Source organism: Curtobacterium poinsettiae (assembly GCF_025677645.1).
Classification (GTDB): Bacteria; Actinomycetota; Actinomycetes; order Actinomycetales; family Microbacteriaceae; genus Curtobacterium; species Curtobacterium poinsettiae_A.
Genome location: NZ_CP106879.1, coordinates 3,419,664 through 3,434,821, shown reverse-complemented (window position 1 = coordinate 3,434,821; position 15,158 = coordinate 3,419,664). Strand labels below are relative to the sequence as shown.

General features: G+C 70.4%; 14 protein-coding genes and 1 tRNA gene. 9 read left to right on the top strand and 6 right to left on the bottom strand.

Translation table 11 applies throughout. The annotated features are described in order from the left end of the window. Positions 1-70: 70 nt before the first annotated feature. Entirely contained in the window at positions 71-1,225 is a 1,155-nt protein-coding gene (locus tag OE229_RS16385; protein ID WP_262138938.1) for an AI-2E family transporter, read from the bottom strand. A 10-nt stretch (positions 1,226-1,235) separates the two neighbouring features. Continuing rightward, entirely contained in the window at positions 1,236-2,453 is a 1,218-nt protein-coding gene (locus tag OE229_RS16380) for an MFS transporter (RefSeq protein WP_182066772.1), read from the bottom strand. 68 nt (positions 2,454-2,521) lie between these two features. Between OE229_RS16380 and OE229_RS16375 the strand changes: the two genes are divergently transcribed. The 3 genes from OE229_RS16375 to OE229_RS16365 are packed head-to-tail and all read left to right on the top strand — an operon-like array spanning position 2,522 to position 4,584. Next, the gene (locus tag OE229_RS16375) at positions 2,522-3,268 is read left to right on the top strand and encodes an MSMEG_4193 family putative phosphomutase (RefSeq protein WP_182066771.1); all 747 of its coding nucleotides are present in this window, start codon (positions 2,522-2,524) and stop codon (positions 3,266-3,268) included. Between the two features lie 33 nt (positions 3,269-3,301). Next, positions 3,302-3,829 carry a DUF3090 domain-containing protein gene (locus tag OE229_RS16370; RefSeq protein WP_182066770.1) on the top strand — a complete coding sequence of 176 codons (528 nt, stop codon included), beginning with the start codon at positions 3,302-3,304 and terminating at the stop codon, positions 3,827-3,829. Next, positions 3,826-4,584 carry an SCO1664 family protein gene (locus tag OE229_RS16365; RefSeq protein ID WP_262138933.1) on the top strand — a complete coding sequence of 253 codons (759 nt, stop codon included), beginning with the start codon at positions 3,826-3,828 and terminating at the stop codon, positions 4,582-4,584. The genes OE229_RS16370 and OE229_RS16365 overlap by 4 nt, the downstream gene beginning before the upstream one ends. A 70-nt stretch (positions 4,585-4,654) precedes the next feature. On the opposite strand, the gene OE229_RS16360 is transcribed toward OE229_RS16365, so the two are convergent. Together OE229_RS16360 and OE229_RS16355 are read right to left on the bottom strand one after the other, a co-directional pair. Beyond that, positions 4,655-6,673, bottom strand: a complete 2,019-nt coding sequence (locus tag OE229_RS16360; RefSeq protein ID WP_263344749.1) for a vWA domain-containing protein — start codon at positions 6,671-6,673, stop codon at positions 4,655-4,657. Beyond that, positions 6,666-8,051: a MoxR family ATPase gene (locus OE229_RS16355; protein ID WP_262138930.1), complete on the bottom strand. Its 1,386-nt coding sequence runs from the start codon at positions 8,049-8,051 to the stop codon at positions 6,666-6,668. The genes OE229_RS16360 and OE229_RS16355 overlap by 8 nt, the downstream gene beginning before the upstream one ends. A 224-nt stretch (positions 8,052-8,275) precedes the next feature. Between OE229_RS16355 and OE229_RS16350 the strand changes: the two genes are divergently transcribed. The 4 genes from OE229_RS16350 to OE229_RS16335 all read left to right on the top strand — a co-directional run bounded on the left by OE229_RS16350 (position 8,276) and on the right by OE229_RS16335 (position 12,598). After that, the gene (locus OE229_RS16350; RefSeq protein ID WP_315973832.1) at positions 8,276-9,730 is read left to right on the top strand and encodes an MFS transporter; all 1,455 of its coding nucleotides are present in this window, start codon (positions 8,276-8,278) and stop codon (positions 9,728-9,730) included. Between the two features lie 169 nt (positions 9,731-9,899). Further along, positions 9,900-10,580, top strand: a complete 681-nt coding sequence (locus tag OE229_RS16345) for a GntR family transcriptional regulator (protein ID WP_209134107.1) — start codon at positions 9,900-9,902, stop codon at positions 10,578-10,580. A 172-nt stretch (positions 10,581-10,752) separates the two neighbouring features. Then, a complete protein-coding gene (locus tag OE229_RS16340; RefSeq protein ID WP_262138928.1) occupies positions 10,753-12,075 on the top strand; it encodes an LCP family protein in 1,323 nt (440 codons plus the stop codon). A gap of 433 nt (positions 12,076-12,508) precedes the next feature. After that, positions 12,509-12,598: transfer RNA gene (locus OE229_RS16335), tRNA-Ser, on the top strand. A gap of 58 nt (positions 12,599-12,656) precedes the next feature. Here the strand turns inward: OE229_RS16335 and OE229_RS16330 are convergent. Beyond that, a complete protein-coding gene (locus tag OE229_RS16330; protein ID WP_262138926.1) occupies positions 12,657-13,769 on the bottom strand; it encodes a tyrosine-type recombinase/integrase in 1,113 nt (370 codons plus the stop codon). Next, positions 13,756-14,058, bottom strand: a complete 303-nt coding sequence (locus OE229_RS16325; RefSeq protein WP_262138925.1) for a helix-turn-helix transcriptional regulator — start codon at positions 14,056-14,058, stop codon at positions 13,756-13,758. Before OE229_RS16325 ends, OE229_RS16330 begins: the two co-directional genes overlap by 14 nt. An 86-nt stretch (positions 14,059-14,144) precedes the next feature. On the opposite strand from OE229_RS16325, the gene OE229_RS16320 reads away from it, so the two are divergent. Together OE229_RS16320 and OE229_RS16315 are read left to right on the top strand one after the other, a co-directional pair. Continuing rightward, entirely contained in the window at positions 14,145-14,369 is a 225-nt protein-coding gene (locus tag OE229_RS16320; protein ID WP_262138923.1) for a helix-turn-helix transcriptional regulator, read from the top strand. A gap of 383 nt (positions 14,370-14,752) precedes the next feature. Next, positions 14,753-15,004 (top strand): hypothetical protein, encoded by a 252-nt coding sequence (locus OE229_RS16315; protein ID WP_262138921.1) that lies wholly within the window; start codon positions 14,753-14,755, stop codon positions 15,002-15,004. The last annotated feature ends 154 nt before the right edge of the window (positions 15,005-15,158 follow it).

The following is a 15,158-nucleotide window of genomic DNA, read 5'->3' as shown; positions in this document are numbered from 1 at the left end:
ATCCTGCTGGGTGCGGGCCCGTTGCGCGAAGTGGATGTCCGCAACGCGCCCGCTGGGGCGGCGCTGCGGGTCAGCCCTGCGGCAGCTCGTGCGCGGTGACGTCCTCGTTGCGCTTCTTCCGCCACGGGCGGGCGGGCGTGTTCGGGCCGTCCCAGACGAGGATCGCGCCCCAGGCCGCGGCGATCAGCGGCACGGAGATGATCGCGCCGGTGATGCCGGCGAGGACGGTGCCGGCGGTCAGCCCGATCAGGATGACGAGGCCGTGCAGCTTGAGGGTGCGACCCATCAGGACCGGCTGCAGGAAGTTGCCCTCGAGCTGGTTCACGACGATCACGATGCCGATCACGATGAGCGCCTGCAGCGGGCCGAGGGCGACGAGCGCGACGAGGGCGGCGAGGATGCCGGCGGCGGTCGCACCGACGATCGGGATGAACGCCGTGATGAAGACGATGACGGCCAGCGGCAGGGCGAGCGGGACGCCGACGATCGCGATCCCGACACCGATGCCGATCGCGTCGACGGCAGCGACGGTGGCCGTACCGCGGACGTACCCGCCGAGGGTCGAGACCACACGGTCGCCGACGCGGCGTGCACGGGCGTAGCGCTCACCGGTGAAGGGCCGGAGCAGGAACTCCCAGATGCTCGGGCCGTCCTTCAGGAAGAAGAACAGCACGACGATCATCAGGACGAGCCCGGTCAGGAAGTTCGCCGTGGCCGAGGCACCGGCGAGGGCACCGGAGCCGAACTGCGCGCTCGTCACAAAGTCGGAGGCACCCGCGACGGCGTCGTCGATCTGCTTGTCCGAGATCGAGAACGGCAGGGTCTTCGCGAACGTCTGCAGCTGCTGGAACCCGTCGACGGCGGACTTCTGCAGCTGTGCCCACTGGTTCTCGACCGCGACGACGATGAGCCAGCCGATCAGCCCCAGGACCGCGAGGACGCCGATGAGCACCGCGAGGGTGGCCAGCACCGACGGCACCCGGTGCTTGCGGAGCCACGACACCACGGGGTGCATGGCCGACGCGATGATGAGCGCGAGGAGCACGGGGATCGTGACGACGCTCAGGATGTTGCTCGCCCAGACGATGCCGGCGATGACCACCACGACGATGATGAGCTGCAGGCACCGGGTCGCGAGGTGCCCCGCGGAGTCGGACCAGGCCGCCTGGACCCTCGACGGAGTGGGCGGGGTGGTCGGGCGCGGAGCGTCGCGGAAGAACGGCATGCCCGAGACGCTACCGACCGGACGGCCGACGCGCCGGTTCCGCCGGTTCGATCGTGGGTGGGGTGTCCTGTCCCCGCGTCGCCGGGGCGACGAGGAACGCCGCGACCAGCAGGACGAGGGGCACGAGCATCGCCGTCTGCAGGCCGAGGTGCTCCCCGACGAACCCGAGCAGCGGCGGCCCCACCAGGAAGGCGATGTACCCGGCCGTGGCCACCACCGACACACGGCGGTCGCCGTCGGTGGGGTGGTCGCCCGCGGCCGAGATCGACAGGGGGAACCCGAGGGCGATACCCAACCCCCAGACGCCGGCGGCCGCCGCGGTGACGACCGGACTCGGCGACAGCACGACGAGCAGGACCCCGACGGCACCGACCGCGGCACAGACCCGGACGACCGGGGCGCGACCGAACCGGGCGACGAGCGGGGTGCCGGCCGCTCGACCGATGAGCATGGCGAGGGCGAACCCGGTGAACACGAGGGACCCGACCGATTCGGGGGCGTCGTGGTCGGTGGTCATCAGCAGCGGGAGCCAGTCGCTCGCGGCACCCTCGGCGAAGGCCATCGCCAGCGTGATGACGGCGATCATGGCGAGCTGCACGGTGAGGACGGAGCGGCGGGCTCCCCGGCGGGCGCCGGGGGCATCGGCAGGCGTGTCGGCCGGTGTGTCACGGGGCACCGGCCGCAGGTTCAGCGCCGCGAACCCCGCCAGTGCGGCCATCACCGCGGCACCGACGAGCAGGTGCGCCCCGACCGGGGTCCGCACCGCCGTCACGGCGATGCCGACGACCCCGCCGACCACGCTGCCCAGGCTGAAGCAGGCGTGCAGCACCGGCACGACCGGTCGCCCGATCTGCCGTTCGACCGCGGCGGCCTCGACGTTCAGCCCGATCTCGGCGACGCCCGCCCCGAAGCCGATCAGGAACAGCCCGGCCCAGACCCCGGCGGCGACCTGCGCCGGGGCGAGCAGCGCGACGAGCACCATGCCGACGACGGGCAGCGCGCCCCCGAGCAGGATGAGCGGGCGGTTGCCGGTCCGTCGCACCAGCGCCCCGGCGCCGAGGATCCCGATCATCGACCCGATCGACAGCCCGAGCAGGACCAGGCCCATCGCCTCGATCGACGCCCCGAGCTCGTCGCGGATCGCGGGCGTCCGGGTGATCCACGTCGCGATCCCGAACCCGGTCACCGTCGACGTGGCGAAGAGTGCGAGTCGATGCCGCCCGGCCATGCCCCCATCTGATCGGTCCGCGGGCAGCCAGTCAAGGGCGACCGCGTCACGCGCCTAGGATCGGGCCCATGGCGACCGTCCTCCTCGTCCGTCACGGACGCACCACCGCGAACGCCACCGGCGTCCTGGCCGGACGCACCGCCGGCGTGCGGCTCGACGCCGTCGGCCGCACCCAGGCCGAGCGGACCGCGGAGCGCATCGCCGCGGTGCCCGTCGTCGCCGTGGTGTCGAGTCCGCTCGAGCGCTGCCGGCAGACCGCCCGCGCGATCCTCGACCGGCAGACCGACCGGCAGACCGACCGACCGGCCGGGCCGCCCGCCTCGTTGATCGAGCGGGCCATCACCGAGGCCGACTACGGGCAGTGGCAGGGCCGGAAGCTCGCCGACCTGGCAAAGGAACCCCTCTGGCGCACGGTGCAGGCGAACCCGAGCGCCGTCGTGTTCCCCGGTGGTGAGTCCATGCAGACGATGCAGTCCAGGGCCGTCGCGGCCGTCCGGCGCATCGACGCCGAGGTCGAGGCGGAGCACGGACCGGGCGCCGTCTGGGTCGCGGTGAGCCACGGCGACATCATCAAGAGCGTCCTCGCCGACGCGTTCGGCATGCACCTGGACCTGTTCCAGCGCATCGGTGTCGGCCCGGCCTCGGTGTCCGTCGTGCGCTACGGCGAACACCGCCCCGAGGTCGTCGCGACGAACACCGAGTCCGGTGACCTGTCCTGGCTGCGCACCGCCCCGGCACCCAGCGGCGACGCCGCGGTCGGCGGCGGCGCGGGCAACCCGGCACCCGACGCGCCCGCGGGTCCTGCCCGACCCTGAACGGGCGGAGCCGAGCGCTCCTACAATGCGGGTATGCCCACCATCGTCCACGGCTTCGACTGGCCGGACCGCCTCGTCGTCGGCACCATCGGCCGTCCGGGTGAGCGCGCCTTCTACATCCAGGCCCGCTCCGGTCGACGCGTCACCAGCGTCGCGCTCGAGAAGGAGCAGACCGCCGTGCTTGCCGACAAGATCGACGAGCTCCTCGACGAGGTCGCGACCGTCGACGACAACCGCTTCAGCGTGCCGCCGTCGGTGCCGGTCGAACTCCGCGACCCGGAGCCGCTCGACCAGCCCGTCGAGGCCGAGTTCCGCGCCGGGGCCCTGAGCCTGGGCTTCGACCCGTCCACCGCGCAGGTCGTCATCGAGGCGTACCCGATCGACGACGAGGTCGAGATCGTGTCCGAGGAGAGCGAGGACGGCGTCGAGATCGAGGCCGTCGTCGAGATCCCCGAGCCCGCCGAGCTGTTCCAGGTGAAGATCCCGGTCGGCACCGCCCGGGCCTTCGTCGAGCGCACGCGCGAGGTCGTCGCCGCCGGTCGTCCGCCCGGCGACGCATGAGCGACAGCTCGCTCTCCATCCGGGCGCGCATCCGTGAGGCGTCCAACGCCACCTTCCTCGCGGAACTCGACGGTGCGACCGTCGTCTACAAGCCCATCGAGGGCGAGCGGCCGCTGTGGGACTTCCCGGACGGCACGCTCGCCGGCCGCGAGATCGCCGCGCACCTGGTCTCCGAGGCGTTCGGCTGGGGTGTCGTCCCACCCACGTGGATGGGTGACGGTCCGTTCGGGCCCGGCATGGTGCAGCGCTGGCAGGACGTCGACCCCGAGCAGGACGCCGTCGACCTGGTGACGCCGGAGCTCGCCGAGGCGGACGGTTCGCCCTGGCTGCCCGTGCTCGAGGCCATCGACGAACACGACCAGCCCGTGACGCTCGTGCACGAGGACTCGGAGCCCCTGCGCCGGATGGCCGTCTTCGACGTCGTCGTGAACAACGCCGACCGCAAGGGCGGGCACGTGCTCGCGATGCCCGACGGCCACCGCTTCGGCGTGGACCACGGGCTCACCTTCCACGTCGAGCACAAGCTCCGGACGGTCCTGTGGGGCTGGATCGGGGAGCCGCTCGGGCCCGACGAGCTCGAGGGCCTCGACCGCGTTTCCGACGCCCTGCGCGGCGGTCTCGGCGACGAGCTCGCCGAGCACCTGACGGACGAGGAGATCGACACGCTCCGGGCGCGCTGCGCGGCCCTGCGTGCCGTCGGGATCTTCCCGCCGCCGCCCGGTCACGGCCCCGCCGTGCCCTGGCCACTGTTCTAGACGCACCCAGAGACGGACGGGAGGCCCGTGGCGGTCTCGCCACGGGCCTCCAGTCCGTCTCGTGCGGGCTTCAGAGCCCCCAGTCGTCGCGGGGGAGCGCGCCGCCCGCCCCGCGACGCGAGCCGAGGTACGAGCCGACCACGGCGACCCCGAGGTCGTCGTTCTCCGGCGCCACGACGCTGCCGTCAACCCGCTTCGCCATCGCGTCGACGAACCGGGCGAGCCCCGGGTCCTCGCCGAGCCGGAAGAACGTCGTCTGGGCGCCGAGGCGTCCGGCGTTCTCGAGTTCCCGCACGGTCAGCGCGATCGTCACCGGGTCGGGCGGGTAGTCGAACCAGACCTGCCCGTTCGGCTCGAGGTGCGACGTCGGCTCGCCGTCGGTGACGATGAGGAGCACCGGTTGGGCCGTGGGGTGCTTGCGGAAGTGCCGGTTGGCGAGCAGCAGGGCGTGGTGCAGGTTCGTGCCCTTGTCCCACATCGCGTCGAGACCGACGAGCTGTTCGACGTCCATCACCTCGGCCTCGCGACCGAAGGCGATGAGCTGCAGGTCGTCGCCGCGGAACCGGGTCGACACCAGGGTGTGCAGCGCCAGGGCGGTGCGCTTCATCGGCACCCAGCGGTCCTCCATCGCCATCGAGAACGACGTGTCGACGAGCAGCGCGACGCAGGCCTGGGTGCGTGCCTCGGTCTCCTGCACCTCGACGTCCTCGATGCTCAGGCGCACACCGGCTCCCTGTCGACCGCTGGCCGCCGTCCGCACCACGGCGTTCGTGATGGTGCGGGGGATGTCCCACGGCTCGGTGTCGCCGAACGCCCACTGCCGCGACGCCCCCGAGGGCTCGCCCGCGGCGCCTGAACGACGGAGGTCCCGCGCGCCCTGGCGACCGGACATCCGTTGGGCGACGTCCTTGAGCAGGCTCTTGCCGAGCTGCCGCATCGCCTTCGGGGTGAGCCGGAGCTGCCCGTCGGCACCGCGACGCATCGCCCCGGAGTTCCGGAGCGCCTGCTCGAGGCGCTGCAGGGTCTTCGCGTCGACCGCCGCCTCGTCGCCGAGCTGCCGGGACAGCGCGTCGAGGTCCAGGTCGTCGAGCTCCGAGCCCGGCCCGGACTGCGCGAGCTGGTCGGCGAGGGCGTCGAGGTCCGCGATGTCCTGGAACACCCCGGTGCCGTCGCCGAGCCCGAGGCCCTGTTCACCCTCCATGCGCTCCGACCCGCCCCAGTCCTCGCCGGGACGCAGTGCGCGCAGGGTGCCGTCGAGCTGGGACAACTGCCCCATCAGGTCGGGGGAGCCGAAGGCCTGCTGGGCGAGGGCGTCGAGTTCGTCCCGCTGCTCCTGGGTCATCGAGTTCCGCATGCGCTGCGCCGCCGCCGCGCGGGCCGCCAGGTCGTCGAGCAGCTCGTCGACGTTCGCGGGGTCCGAGGGGAAGTACTCCCCGTGCTGGTCCATGAAGTCGTCGAACTGCTGCTGGGTGTCCTCGCCGCGGGCGTGCGCCTCGAGCAGGGCGTTGAGGTCCTGCATCATCGCGCTGACCGCGGCCCGGTCCTGGTCGGTGGCACCCTCGAGCGCCTGCTTCATGCCGGCGAATCGCTGATCGAGCACCTCGCGGCCGAGCAGGTCCTTGATCTCGTCGTACTTCTGGCGCGCGGTCGGGCTCGTCCAGTCGTAGTCGCCGAGCTCCTGCACCGCGGCGGCGGGGGAGGGCGACAGGCTGTCGAGCTGCAGTTCGGCCAGGGCCCGGTCGCCGTCGTCGAGGTCGACGTTGCGGGCGAGCTCCCCGCGTTCGGCGACCAGCGCCTGGTCGAGGAGCTCGCGCACCTGCTGCAGGGTGCCGTCGAGGTTGTTCCTGCTCGTCAGCTCACGGCGGCGTTCGGCCACCCGGCGGGCCAGGTCGTCGAGCCCGCGCTGCGTCCGGCCGCCGCGCCGCAGGAACTCCCGCATCGCGCGCTCCGGCGACGTGCCACCCATCACGTCCTGTCCGATGGCGTCGAGCGCCTCGGCCAGGTCGACCGGGGCGGCGAGCGGGTCCGGTCCGTCGGTGTACCGGCCGTACCGGGTGTCGCGCGTCAGGCGTCGGTTCTGCCTAGCCATAGACGGCTTCGCCCCCGCCGGACTCCTTGCTGATGCGTCGGGCCAGGAACAGGCCCTCGAGGGCGAGCTCGATGGCGCCGGCGCGTTCGCCGTCGTTCGTGGCACCCATCCGGTCACACACCTTGTCGTACAGGTCGGACTCGCCGATCGACGGGAGCCCTTCGAGGAATGCCCGGGCACTGACCTGCTCGCCCGTGGTGACCATCGTGCCGCCGTCGAGCGCGTCCACGAGCACTGCGAAGTCCAGGCCCCTGAAACGGGAGCGCACGGTCTCGGCGGTCGCGGTGCGGAGCAGGTGCTCGAGCACCTCGTCGGCACGGTCCTCCTCGCCGTTCTCGAACTCGATCTTGCCGCCGAGGACGTCCACCGCGGTCTCGAGGTCGATCGGCCGGGCGACGGCCTCGTCCTCGCCCTGGCGAGCTGCGCGGTGCACCGCGGCCGCGGACACCGTCTCGGCACCGGCGATCGCGAACCGGGCGCTCACACCGCTGCGCTGGTCGACGGCGCTCGAACCACGCAGTGCGCGGGTGAACCGGGCGAGGATCTCGATCAGGGCGTCGGGGACCTCGGCCGTCAGCTGGGCCTCCTGCCGGATGACGGCGATCTCGTCGTCGAGCTCGATCGGGTAGTGCGTGCGGATCTCCGCGCCGAAGCGGTCCTTCAGCGGCGTGATGATCCGGCCGCGGTTCGTGTAGTCCTCGGGGTTCGCGCTCGCCACGACGAGCACGTCGAGCGGCAGCCGCAGCACGTAGCCGCGGATCTGGACGTCGCGCTCCTCCATCACGTTGAGCATCGCGACCTGGATGCGTTCGGCCAGGTCGGGCAGCTCGTTGATCGCGACGATGCCACGGTGCCCGCGGGGGACGAGCCCGAAGTGGATGGTCTCCGGGTCGCCCAGGCTGCGGCCCTCGGCGACCTTCATCGGGTCGACGTCGCCGATCAGGTCGGCGACGCTCGTGTCCGGCGTCGCGAGCTTCTCCACGTAGCGGTCGTCGCGGTGCCGCCAGCTGATCGGCAGGGCGTCGCCGAGGTCGTCGGCACGCCGGATGCTCGCGGTGGTGATCGGTTCGTACGGGTGCTCGCCGAGTTCGGAGCCGGTGATGACCGGCGTCCACTCGTCGAGCAGGCCCTGCAGGGTGCGGAGCAGCCGGGTCTTGCCCTGGCCGCGCTCGCCGAGCAGGACGACGTCGTGGCCGGCGATCAGCGCGCGTTCGAGCTGGGGGATGACGGTGGTCTCGAAGCCGTGCAGGCCGGGCCACGGATCGGTGCCCTGGCGCAGGGCGGTGAGCAGGTTGTCGCGGATCTCGGCGCGGACCGTCTTCTGGACGTGACCAGAGGTGCGGAGCTCGCCGACCGTGCGGATGTCAGGTCGGGTCACCTCTCCGACGCTACGCCGCGTTCGCGACGGCGACCAGATGCGGACGGGAGGCCCGTGGCGGGCCCGCCCCGCGCCTCCCGTCCGCTTGTGGGTTTCCATCGCACTTGCGATCATTGAGATCCCGGCGACGGAGCCGGATTCGAAGTAGGGGGATCCGGCTCCGCCCCCGGTTCCTCGTTCCGCATCTGAACCACATCGGCGATCTCGGCGTACGGTCCCCTTTCGTGAGCAGCGCGAACGCAACCATCAAGAGCCTGGTGCCCGCCAGGATGGACCGCTTGCCGTGGACCCGGTTCCACTGGAGCGTCGTGGTCGGACTCGGCGTGTCCTGGATCCTCGACGGTCTCGAGATCCAGATCGTCTCGAACGCGGGCTTCCAGGCGGACCTGGACCTGTCCACGCAGCAGGTGACGTCCCTCGGCACGATCTACCTGATCGGCCAGGTCGTCGGTGCCCTGGTGTTCGGGCGCATGTCCGACCGGTTGGGGCGGCGCAAGCTGTTCATCCTGACGCTCGCGATCTACCTGATCGGTTCGGGCATCGCGGGCCTCGCGCAGGACTTCTGGTTCCTGGCGGCCTTCCGGTTCGTCGCGGGGTTGGGCATCGGCGGCGAGTACGCGGCGATCAACTCGGCGATCGACGAGCTCATCCCGGCGAAGTACCGCGGGCACGTCGACATCGCCATCAACGGCACGTACTGGGGCGGTGCCGCACTCGGCGCGTTCGCGAACATCTACCTGCTCGACACGTCGTACTTCGCCGAGAACATCGGCTGGCGCATCGGCTTCTTCCTCGGCCCGGTGCTCGGCATCGCGATCATCTTCCTGCGACGCCACATCCCGGAGAGTCCGCGGTGGCTGATGACGCACGGGCGCGAGGAAGAGGCCGAGGCCACCGTCTCCCGCATCGAGGCGTCGGTGGAGCAGGCGACCGGCAGACCCCTGCCCGAGGTCGACCAGTCGAAGGCGATGACCGTCACCCCGACCGACCGCGTCGGGTTCCTGGCCATCGCGCGCGTGCTGCTGAAGCAGTACCCGACCCGCACACTCGTCGGCGCGACGATGATGATCACGCAGGCGTTCCTGTACAACGCGATCTTCTTCACCTACGCCCTGGTGCTCACGAACTTCTTCGGCCTGAAGACGGCGGAGACGGCGGTCTACTTCTTCCCGTTCGCGATCGGCAACCTGCTCGGCCCGATCATCCTGGGACGCTTCTTCGACACCTGGGGTCGTCGCCAGATGATCTTCCTGACGTACCTGGTGTCCGGCCTCGTGCTCGCCACGTCGGCGTTCCTGTTCCAGGCCGACGCGATCTCGGCGACGGTGCAGGTCGCGTTCTGGTGCGTCTCGTTCTTCTTCGCGTCGGCCGGTGCCTCGAGCGCCTACCTGACCGTCAGCGAGATCTTCCCGCTCGAGCTGCGGTCGCAGGCGATCTCGTACTTCTTCGCCCTCGCGCAGATCTTCGGTGCGGTCGCACCGGCCATCTACGGTGCGTTCATCGGCGACGGGTCGTCGCGGGAGCCGCTGTTCTGGGGGTACCTGCTCGGATCCGCGGTGATGATCGGCGGCGGTGTGGTCGCCCTGGTGTTCGGGGTCGACGCCGCGCGGAAGGGGCTCGAGGACGTCACCCAACCACTCTCGGTGCTCACCGGGGACGCGAAGTCCGACCGCAGGTGAGCCCCGCGGCGGCGGCCTGACATTCTGTATTCAGAGTGTTTAGCGCCGCCGTCGCAGCGCTGCCACTGTGCCTGCATGGCACTCCTCCACAGCGCGACACCGGCGACCACGATCCACGGCAGCGACCGCCCCCGCCTCGGGGGTGCCGCCCGTGCGTGACCCTGGGCTGATGGAGCACACCCCCGTCCGAGCAGGCGTCGGCGGCCTCGATCCCCGCGACCTGCGCCGCAGTCTGCTGCGCGACGCGGTGTTCCTGCGACTGCTCGACAGCGTCCTGCGGGGGGAGTACCGCCGCGGGCAGCGGCTGCGGCTCGACACCCTGGCATCGGACATGCGGGTGTCACGGACGCCCGTGCGCGAAGCCCTCGTGACCCTCGAGTCCCTGCAGCTGGCCACCGTGCAGCGCTACGTCGGTGTCGTGATCTCGCAGTGGTCGGTCGACCAGATGATCGAGCGACTGCGGATCGCCCAGGCCCTGCTCGTCGATCCGCCGTCGAACTCCGTCGGGTACCACGACCGGTTCGACAAGGTGTGGCTGCGCGAGTGCTGGACCGAGGCCGGTGCCTTCGTCGAACTCGGGGCCTGGTACCTGCGGCGCCGCGGGTCGTCCGTCAGTGGCGACTGGTTGCTGTCGCAGCGCATCGTGCTCGACATGTTCTTCACCGACGACGTCGCCCTGGCCAACGGGATCGATGCCGTGGTCGACCGGCGACGCCGGGTCGAGATCGTCGAGCGGGCCGTGGACGCCGCCGAGCGAGACGACCTCGACGACTGTGCCGCGGCGCTCCTCGACCTGTCGACCGCGCTGATCGCCCTGCCGGACCGCTTCCGGGTGGTCGTGTCGGCCTGAACCGGCGCCGGCTGCGGATCCGCTCAGGTCCGCGCCGACCGCCGTGGATCCGCAGGTCGCGGCACGGAGCAGCGAGCGGTACCGGTGTCCCTCGCACTGGATCGTCAGGCAACGTCGTGGCAGCCTTGACCGGTTGCCGTCCCCGGCGTGTCCACCGACGACAGGAGTGCCCGTGAACGACGTCCGCGATCGATCCCACCGCTTGAACCGAGCGTCCGGGATCGCACGGCACGGACGTCTGCGGCGCTCGAGCCCCGTCGCGACCGCTGCCAAGACGGTCTCGGCCGTCGTCGCCGTGGCCCTGGTGAGCTCGGTCTCGGTCACGGCGATCGCGGCGAAGCAGGTCACGGACGACCTCGGTGACGGCGTCGAGATCCAGGGTCAGCCCGCACCGCAGGCGAAGGGCGGCGCGAAGCCGATCAGTGCCTTCAAGGGCGGGTTCAACATGCTCGTCGTCGGCACCGACAACGACCCCGAGCAGAGTGCTGCCTTCGGGGAGCGGGACGCGACCCTCAACGACGTCAACATCCTGCTGCACGTCTCGGCCGACCACACCAACGCGACCGCGGTGAGCATCCCGCGTGACCTCGTCACGCCGATCCCTGCCTGCAGGAAGACCGACGGCACGGGCACGGCCCCGGCGATGGCGGCGCAGCCGATCAACACCTCGTTCGGCGAGGGCGGCCTGAACTGCGTCACCCAGACCGTCGCCGGGCTCACCGGTCTCGACATCCAGTACTCGGCCGCGGTGTCCTTCAAGGGTGTCATCGAGATGTCGAACGCCATCGGCGGCGTGCCCGTCTGCGTCGCCCAGCCCATCACCGACTCGTACACCGGGCTGAACCTGCCGGCCGGCACATCGACCCTGCAGGGTGACGAGGCCCTGGCGTTCCTGCGCACCCGGCACGGGGTCGGCGACGGGTCGGACCTCGGTCGGATCTCCAGTCAGCAGGTGTTCCTGTCGTCGCTGCTCCGCACCGTGAAGTCGAACGACACCCTCGGTTCGCCGACCCGCCTGTACAAGCTGGCCCGGGCCGCGGCGTCGAACATGCAGCTGTCCCAGAGCCTCAACGACATCGGGACCATGGTGCAGATGGGCCTGGCGCTGCGCGACCTGCCGCTGGCACAGGTGAACTTCGTGCAGTACCCGGGCACCACGGGCGGCACCGGCGTCTACGAGGGCAAGGTCGAGCCGACGACGTACCTGGCCGACCGGCTGTTCGCGAAGATCAAGGCCGACCAGTCGTTCTCCCTCGGGGCCGACAGCACGGGCATCGGGTCCGAGACGAACCCGACGCAGACGAAGCCGACGCAGCCGAACCCGACGCAGCCGACCGCTGCACCGTCGTCGCCGGCCGCTGCGCCGCAGCCCGCGACCCCGGCAGGGCCGTCGTCCGCCGCACCGCGCACCCCCTCGGCGACGCCCGAGACCATCGACGGGCTCGAGGGCCAGTCCGCCGACCAGCAGACCTGCTCCAAGGCGTTCGGGTACTGAGGCGCGGGCGCGGTCGGCTGCTCGCCTGCCGTCCCCGAGTCTCGGCTGCGCGGACTCTCTGCGGCCTGCAGCACCCGCGAACTGTCCGCGGAGACGAGTCTCGGCTCGGGAGGTGCCCGGAACGCAGAAGCGGGGGCGCGGTGGTGGGCCGCGCCCCCGGAGGAAGTCGCTCCCCGCCGGGCGCCACGCGATCGGGCGCGCCGGGCCCGCACGGGGAACGACGTCGGGTGCTGTGTCGCGACGACGGGGACGAGCCCCGGAACGTGATTGCCGCGTCCCGATGATGGTATGCAGTGGGGTACGCCCCGACAACCCCCACGTGTCCCCACTTCGGGGGACCGAGTGTGACGGGTCGTGCCACGCGCGGGTGTGCGTCGGGTCGAGAGTGGCGCGGTCCTCCTGTATGGTGGTCGCAGCGCTCGCGAGAGTGCTTGGAGACGTCGCATAGTCCGGCCGAGTGCACCACCCTGCTAAGGTGGAGTCCCCTTTGAGGGGACCGAGGGTTCAAATCCCTCCGTCTCCGCACACGAGAAGCCCTTCCGATCCGCATGAACACGCGGGACGGAGGGGCTTCCGCCGTCTCAGGAAGCGGCAGAGCCCCACAGATCGAACACATCTGCTGCACGCGCTGCGTCGTCGATGCCGTCGGCCAGTGCCGTCAGGTCGTCGTCGAACAGGTCCGCGTACACGTCGAGCGTCATCGCCGCGGAGGCGTGCCCGAGCATGCGTTGCACTGCCTTGACGTTCGCGCCGGAGCTGATCGCCAGCGACGCGGCGGTGTGACGGAGGTCGTGCGGCGTCATGGGGTCCAGCCCGCATTCTGCGAGCGCTGTGACGAACCAGGACTTACTGCCCTTGGACGCCCGCGTGCGCCGCATATAGGAGCCGTCAGCGCCGGGGAACACGAGATCTTCGCGATCCTTGCCTTCGCATGCTTTGGCGAGCGCTGGCACGAGCAGCTTCGGGAAGACGAGTGTCCGCCGCTTGTGCGTCTTGGGGGTGCCGACCTCCATCGTCCCGTTGACCTCCACCGCGTTCTCCACGACCGACAGTCGTCGGCGCAGCATGTCTAGGTCTCGCACCCGCAGCCCGATCGCTTCACCCCACCGGAGGCCCGTGTAGCCGAGCACGGCCACGAGCGCGCCGCGTTCGCCGGACGCCCGCACGAGTGCCGCCAGCTGCTTCTGAGAAAGGTAGACGTGCGGCTTCGACACCTTGCGGGGGAGGTTCACCCCTCGAGCGTGGTTCACGCTCACGCGGCGATCCTTCACCGCGACGTCCAGGATCCCGGCCAGCACCCCGTACGCGCGCAGTACCGTCGTCGCGCCGCGCTCGCTGGAGAGGCCAGCGACCCACGCCTGTACCGCTGAGTGACTCACAGCGCCGACCGGGACCTTCCCCCACCGCGGCTCCACATGCACGCGCCACGACGTCTCCACGGGTCGCAGAGACGACGGCTTCAGATGCGTCTGCCCTGCGAGCCACGCAACCGCAAGCTCGCCGACCGTGACCTTCGCGTCGGAAGGGTCGACGTACTCGCCGCGGTGCTTCGAAACCTCGATCGTCGCCCGGTACGTCTCTGCATCGCGCTTCCGCACGAAGCCCTTCTTCTCGCGCTGCTTCCGATCAGGCGTCCGATAGCGGACCTTGTACCGGGTGCCGGCGTTGGTCTCGTAGGGCTCAATGCTGGCCATCGGTCACGCCCTGTTCGTTCTCTTCAGCGACCTTCGTGGCCTGAGCGACCATCTCGGCCGGAGAAACGCCCAGCACGCCGCAGATCATGATCAGGTCGACAGCGGTCAGCCCCTGAGTGCCGCGGGTGATCCTGCTGATCGTGGGCTCTGACTTCGGGTACCCGACAGCTTCGAGGCGACGACTGAGCTCCCGGTTGCTGATCAACTGCCGCGCCATCTCCGCGCGCACCTCGCGAGCGAGTTCGGCAGCAACACGGTTGGCATGGGCGTCGAGGTCAGATGCGTTCACTTGATGCATGTTACTTGCGTCACACGAAAACTGCACCTACTCTTTCGTTAGACGAAAACTCGTTCGTCTGACGAAAGGAGACGGTGATGTCCTCCGGAGACACGCTCAGCACCAGGGAGTCGCTACTGACCAGCGAGCAGGTCGGGAACTGGGTCGGCCTGACTGCATCGGCACTCTCGCAGATGCGGTTCAAGGGAACCGGGCCGAAGTACCGAAAGCTCGGACCGAAGACCGTGCGCTACTCGCCAGCCGACGTCCAGGAGTGGTTGGACGAGTCCGCTCGGACCGGGACCGCGGGAGAGGCCGCTTGACCTCTGACAACAGCCAGGCAGACCACGGTCGCTCGGTACTCCCTCATCGGGACCCCACCTTCGATGCAGTCGTCGAACTCGTGAACCACTCGGTGCTGCCACTCGATTGGCGCATCACGGGGCCGAGCTTGGTCCGGCAGCGGACCAAACGGCGACATCAAGACAATTCGGGAGCCATGGTGTCGTCGCCAGGCATCTCAGAGCATCCCGTCCAACTCAACCTCGAGCCGGAGGTGGCAGCAGAGATGCTCCGCTACCTGGTCCGAATCGCTGAGCCGGCACCGAGCCGGACGGGCAAGAGCAAGACCCTGCGCATGAAAAAAGGCCCGGCTGCAACCGGGCCTACTTCCAACCAGAACCGCTAAGAACCAGAAGGAACACTGATGTTCAAGCAGAACGCTACCACCATCCTCCGACAGGGCAAGGCGCTCCTGACCGCGCGCAACGCCTGCCGACGCATCCGAGCGACAGCTCACCTGCAGGGGCACACGTACTCGACGCTGCGCCGCCGCACTGCCATCAGTCCGCTGGCATTCGCTTTCCTCTGGTTCGGCGTGGACCCGTCGGTGCGGTCGATCGAGCGAACTCGTGAAGCCCTTGGCCTGAGCGTGCAGCAGGTGTGGAACGCCCGCTGATGGCCGTCGGAAGGTCGACAGTCGAGGGCTTTGCCGTGCTTGCCATCAATGGCGTCGTAGGGCTTCGTGCGGAACGCCCCCTGACGGAACTCGCGGGCGATCAGGCGCGGAGGCTCGCAATCTGCCTGCTCGAAGCTGCGCAGGACGCGGAACG

What these genes read in the sequence shown, in the direction of transcription:
- OE229_RS16375 (WP_182066771.1), top strand. Translation starts at nt 2,522, where the DNA reads ATGGCGACCGTCCTCCTCGTCCGTCACGGACGCACCACCGCGAACGCC.
- OE229_RS16380 (WP_182066772.1), bottom strand. Translation starts at nt 2,453, where the DNA reads ATGGCCGGGCGGCATCGACTCGCACTCTTCGCCACGTCGACGGTGACC.
- OE229_RS16385 (WP_262138938.1), bottom strand. Translation starts at nt 1,225, where the DNA reads ATGCCGTTCTTCCGCGACGCTCCGCGCCCGACCACCCCGCCCACTCCG.
- OE229_RS16320 (WP_262138923.1), top strand. Translation starts at nt 14,145, where the DNA reads ATGTCCTCCGGAGACACGCTCAGCACCAGGGAGTCGCTACTGACCAGC.
- OE229_RS16330 (WP_262138926.1), bottom strand. Translation starts at nt 13,769, where the DNA reads ATGGCCAGCATTGAGCCCTACGAGACCAACGCCGGCACCCGGTACAAG.
- OE229_RS16370 (WP_182066770.1), top strand. Translation starts at nt 3,302, where the DNA reads ATGCCCACCATCGTCCACGGCTTCGACTGGCCGGACCGCCTCGTCGTC.
- OE229_RS16315 (WP_262138921.1), top strand. Translation starts at nt 14,753, where the DNA reads ATGTTCAAGCAGAACGCTACCACCATCCTCCGACAGGGCAAGGCGCTC.
- OE229_RS16365 (WP_262138933.1), top strand. Translation starts at nt 3,826, where the DNA reads ATGAGCGACAGCTCGCTCTCCATCCGGGCGCGCATCCGTGAGGCGTCC.
- OE229_RS16345 (WP_209134107.1), top strand. Translation starts at nt 9,900, where the DNA reads ATGGAGCACACCCCCGTCCGAGCAGGCGTCGGCGGCCTCGATCCCCGC.
- OE229_RS16360 (WP_263344749.1), bottom strand. Translation starts at nt 6,673, where the DNA reads ATGGCTAGGCAGAACCGACGCCTGACGCGCGACACCCGGTACGGCCGG.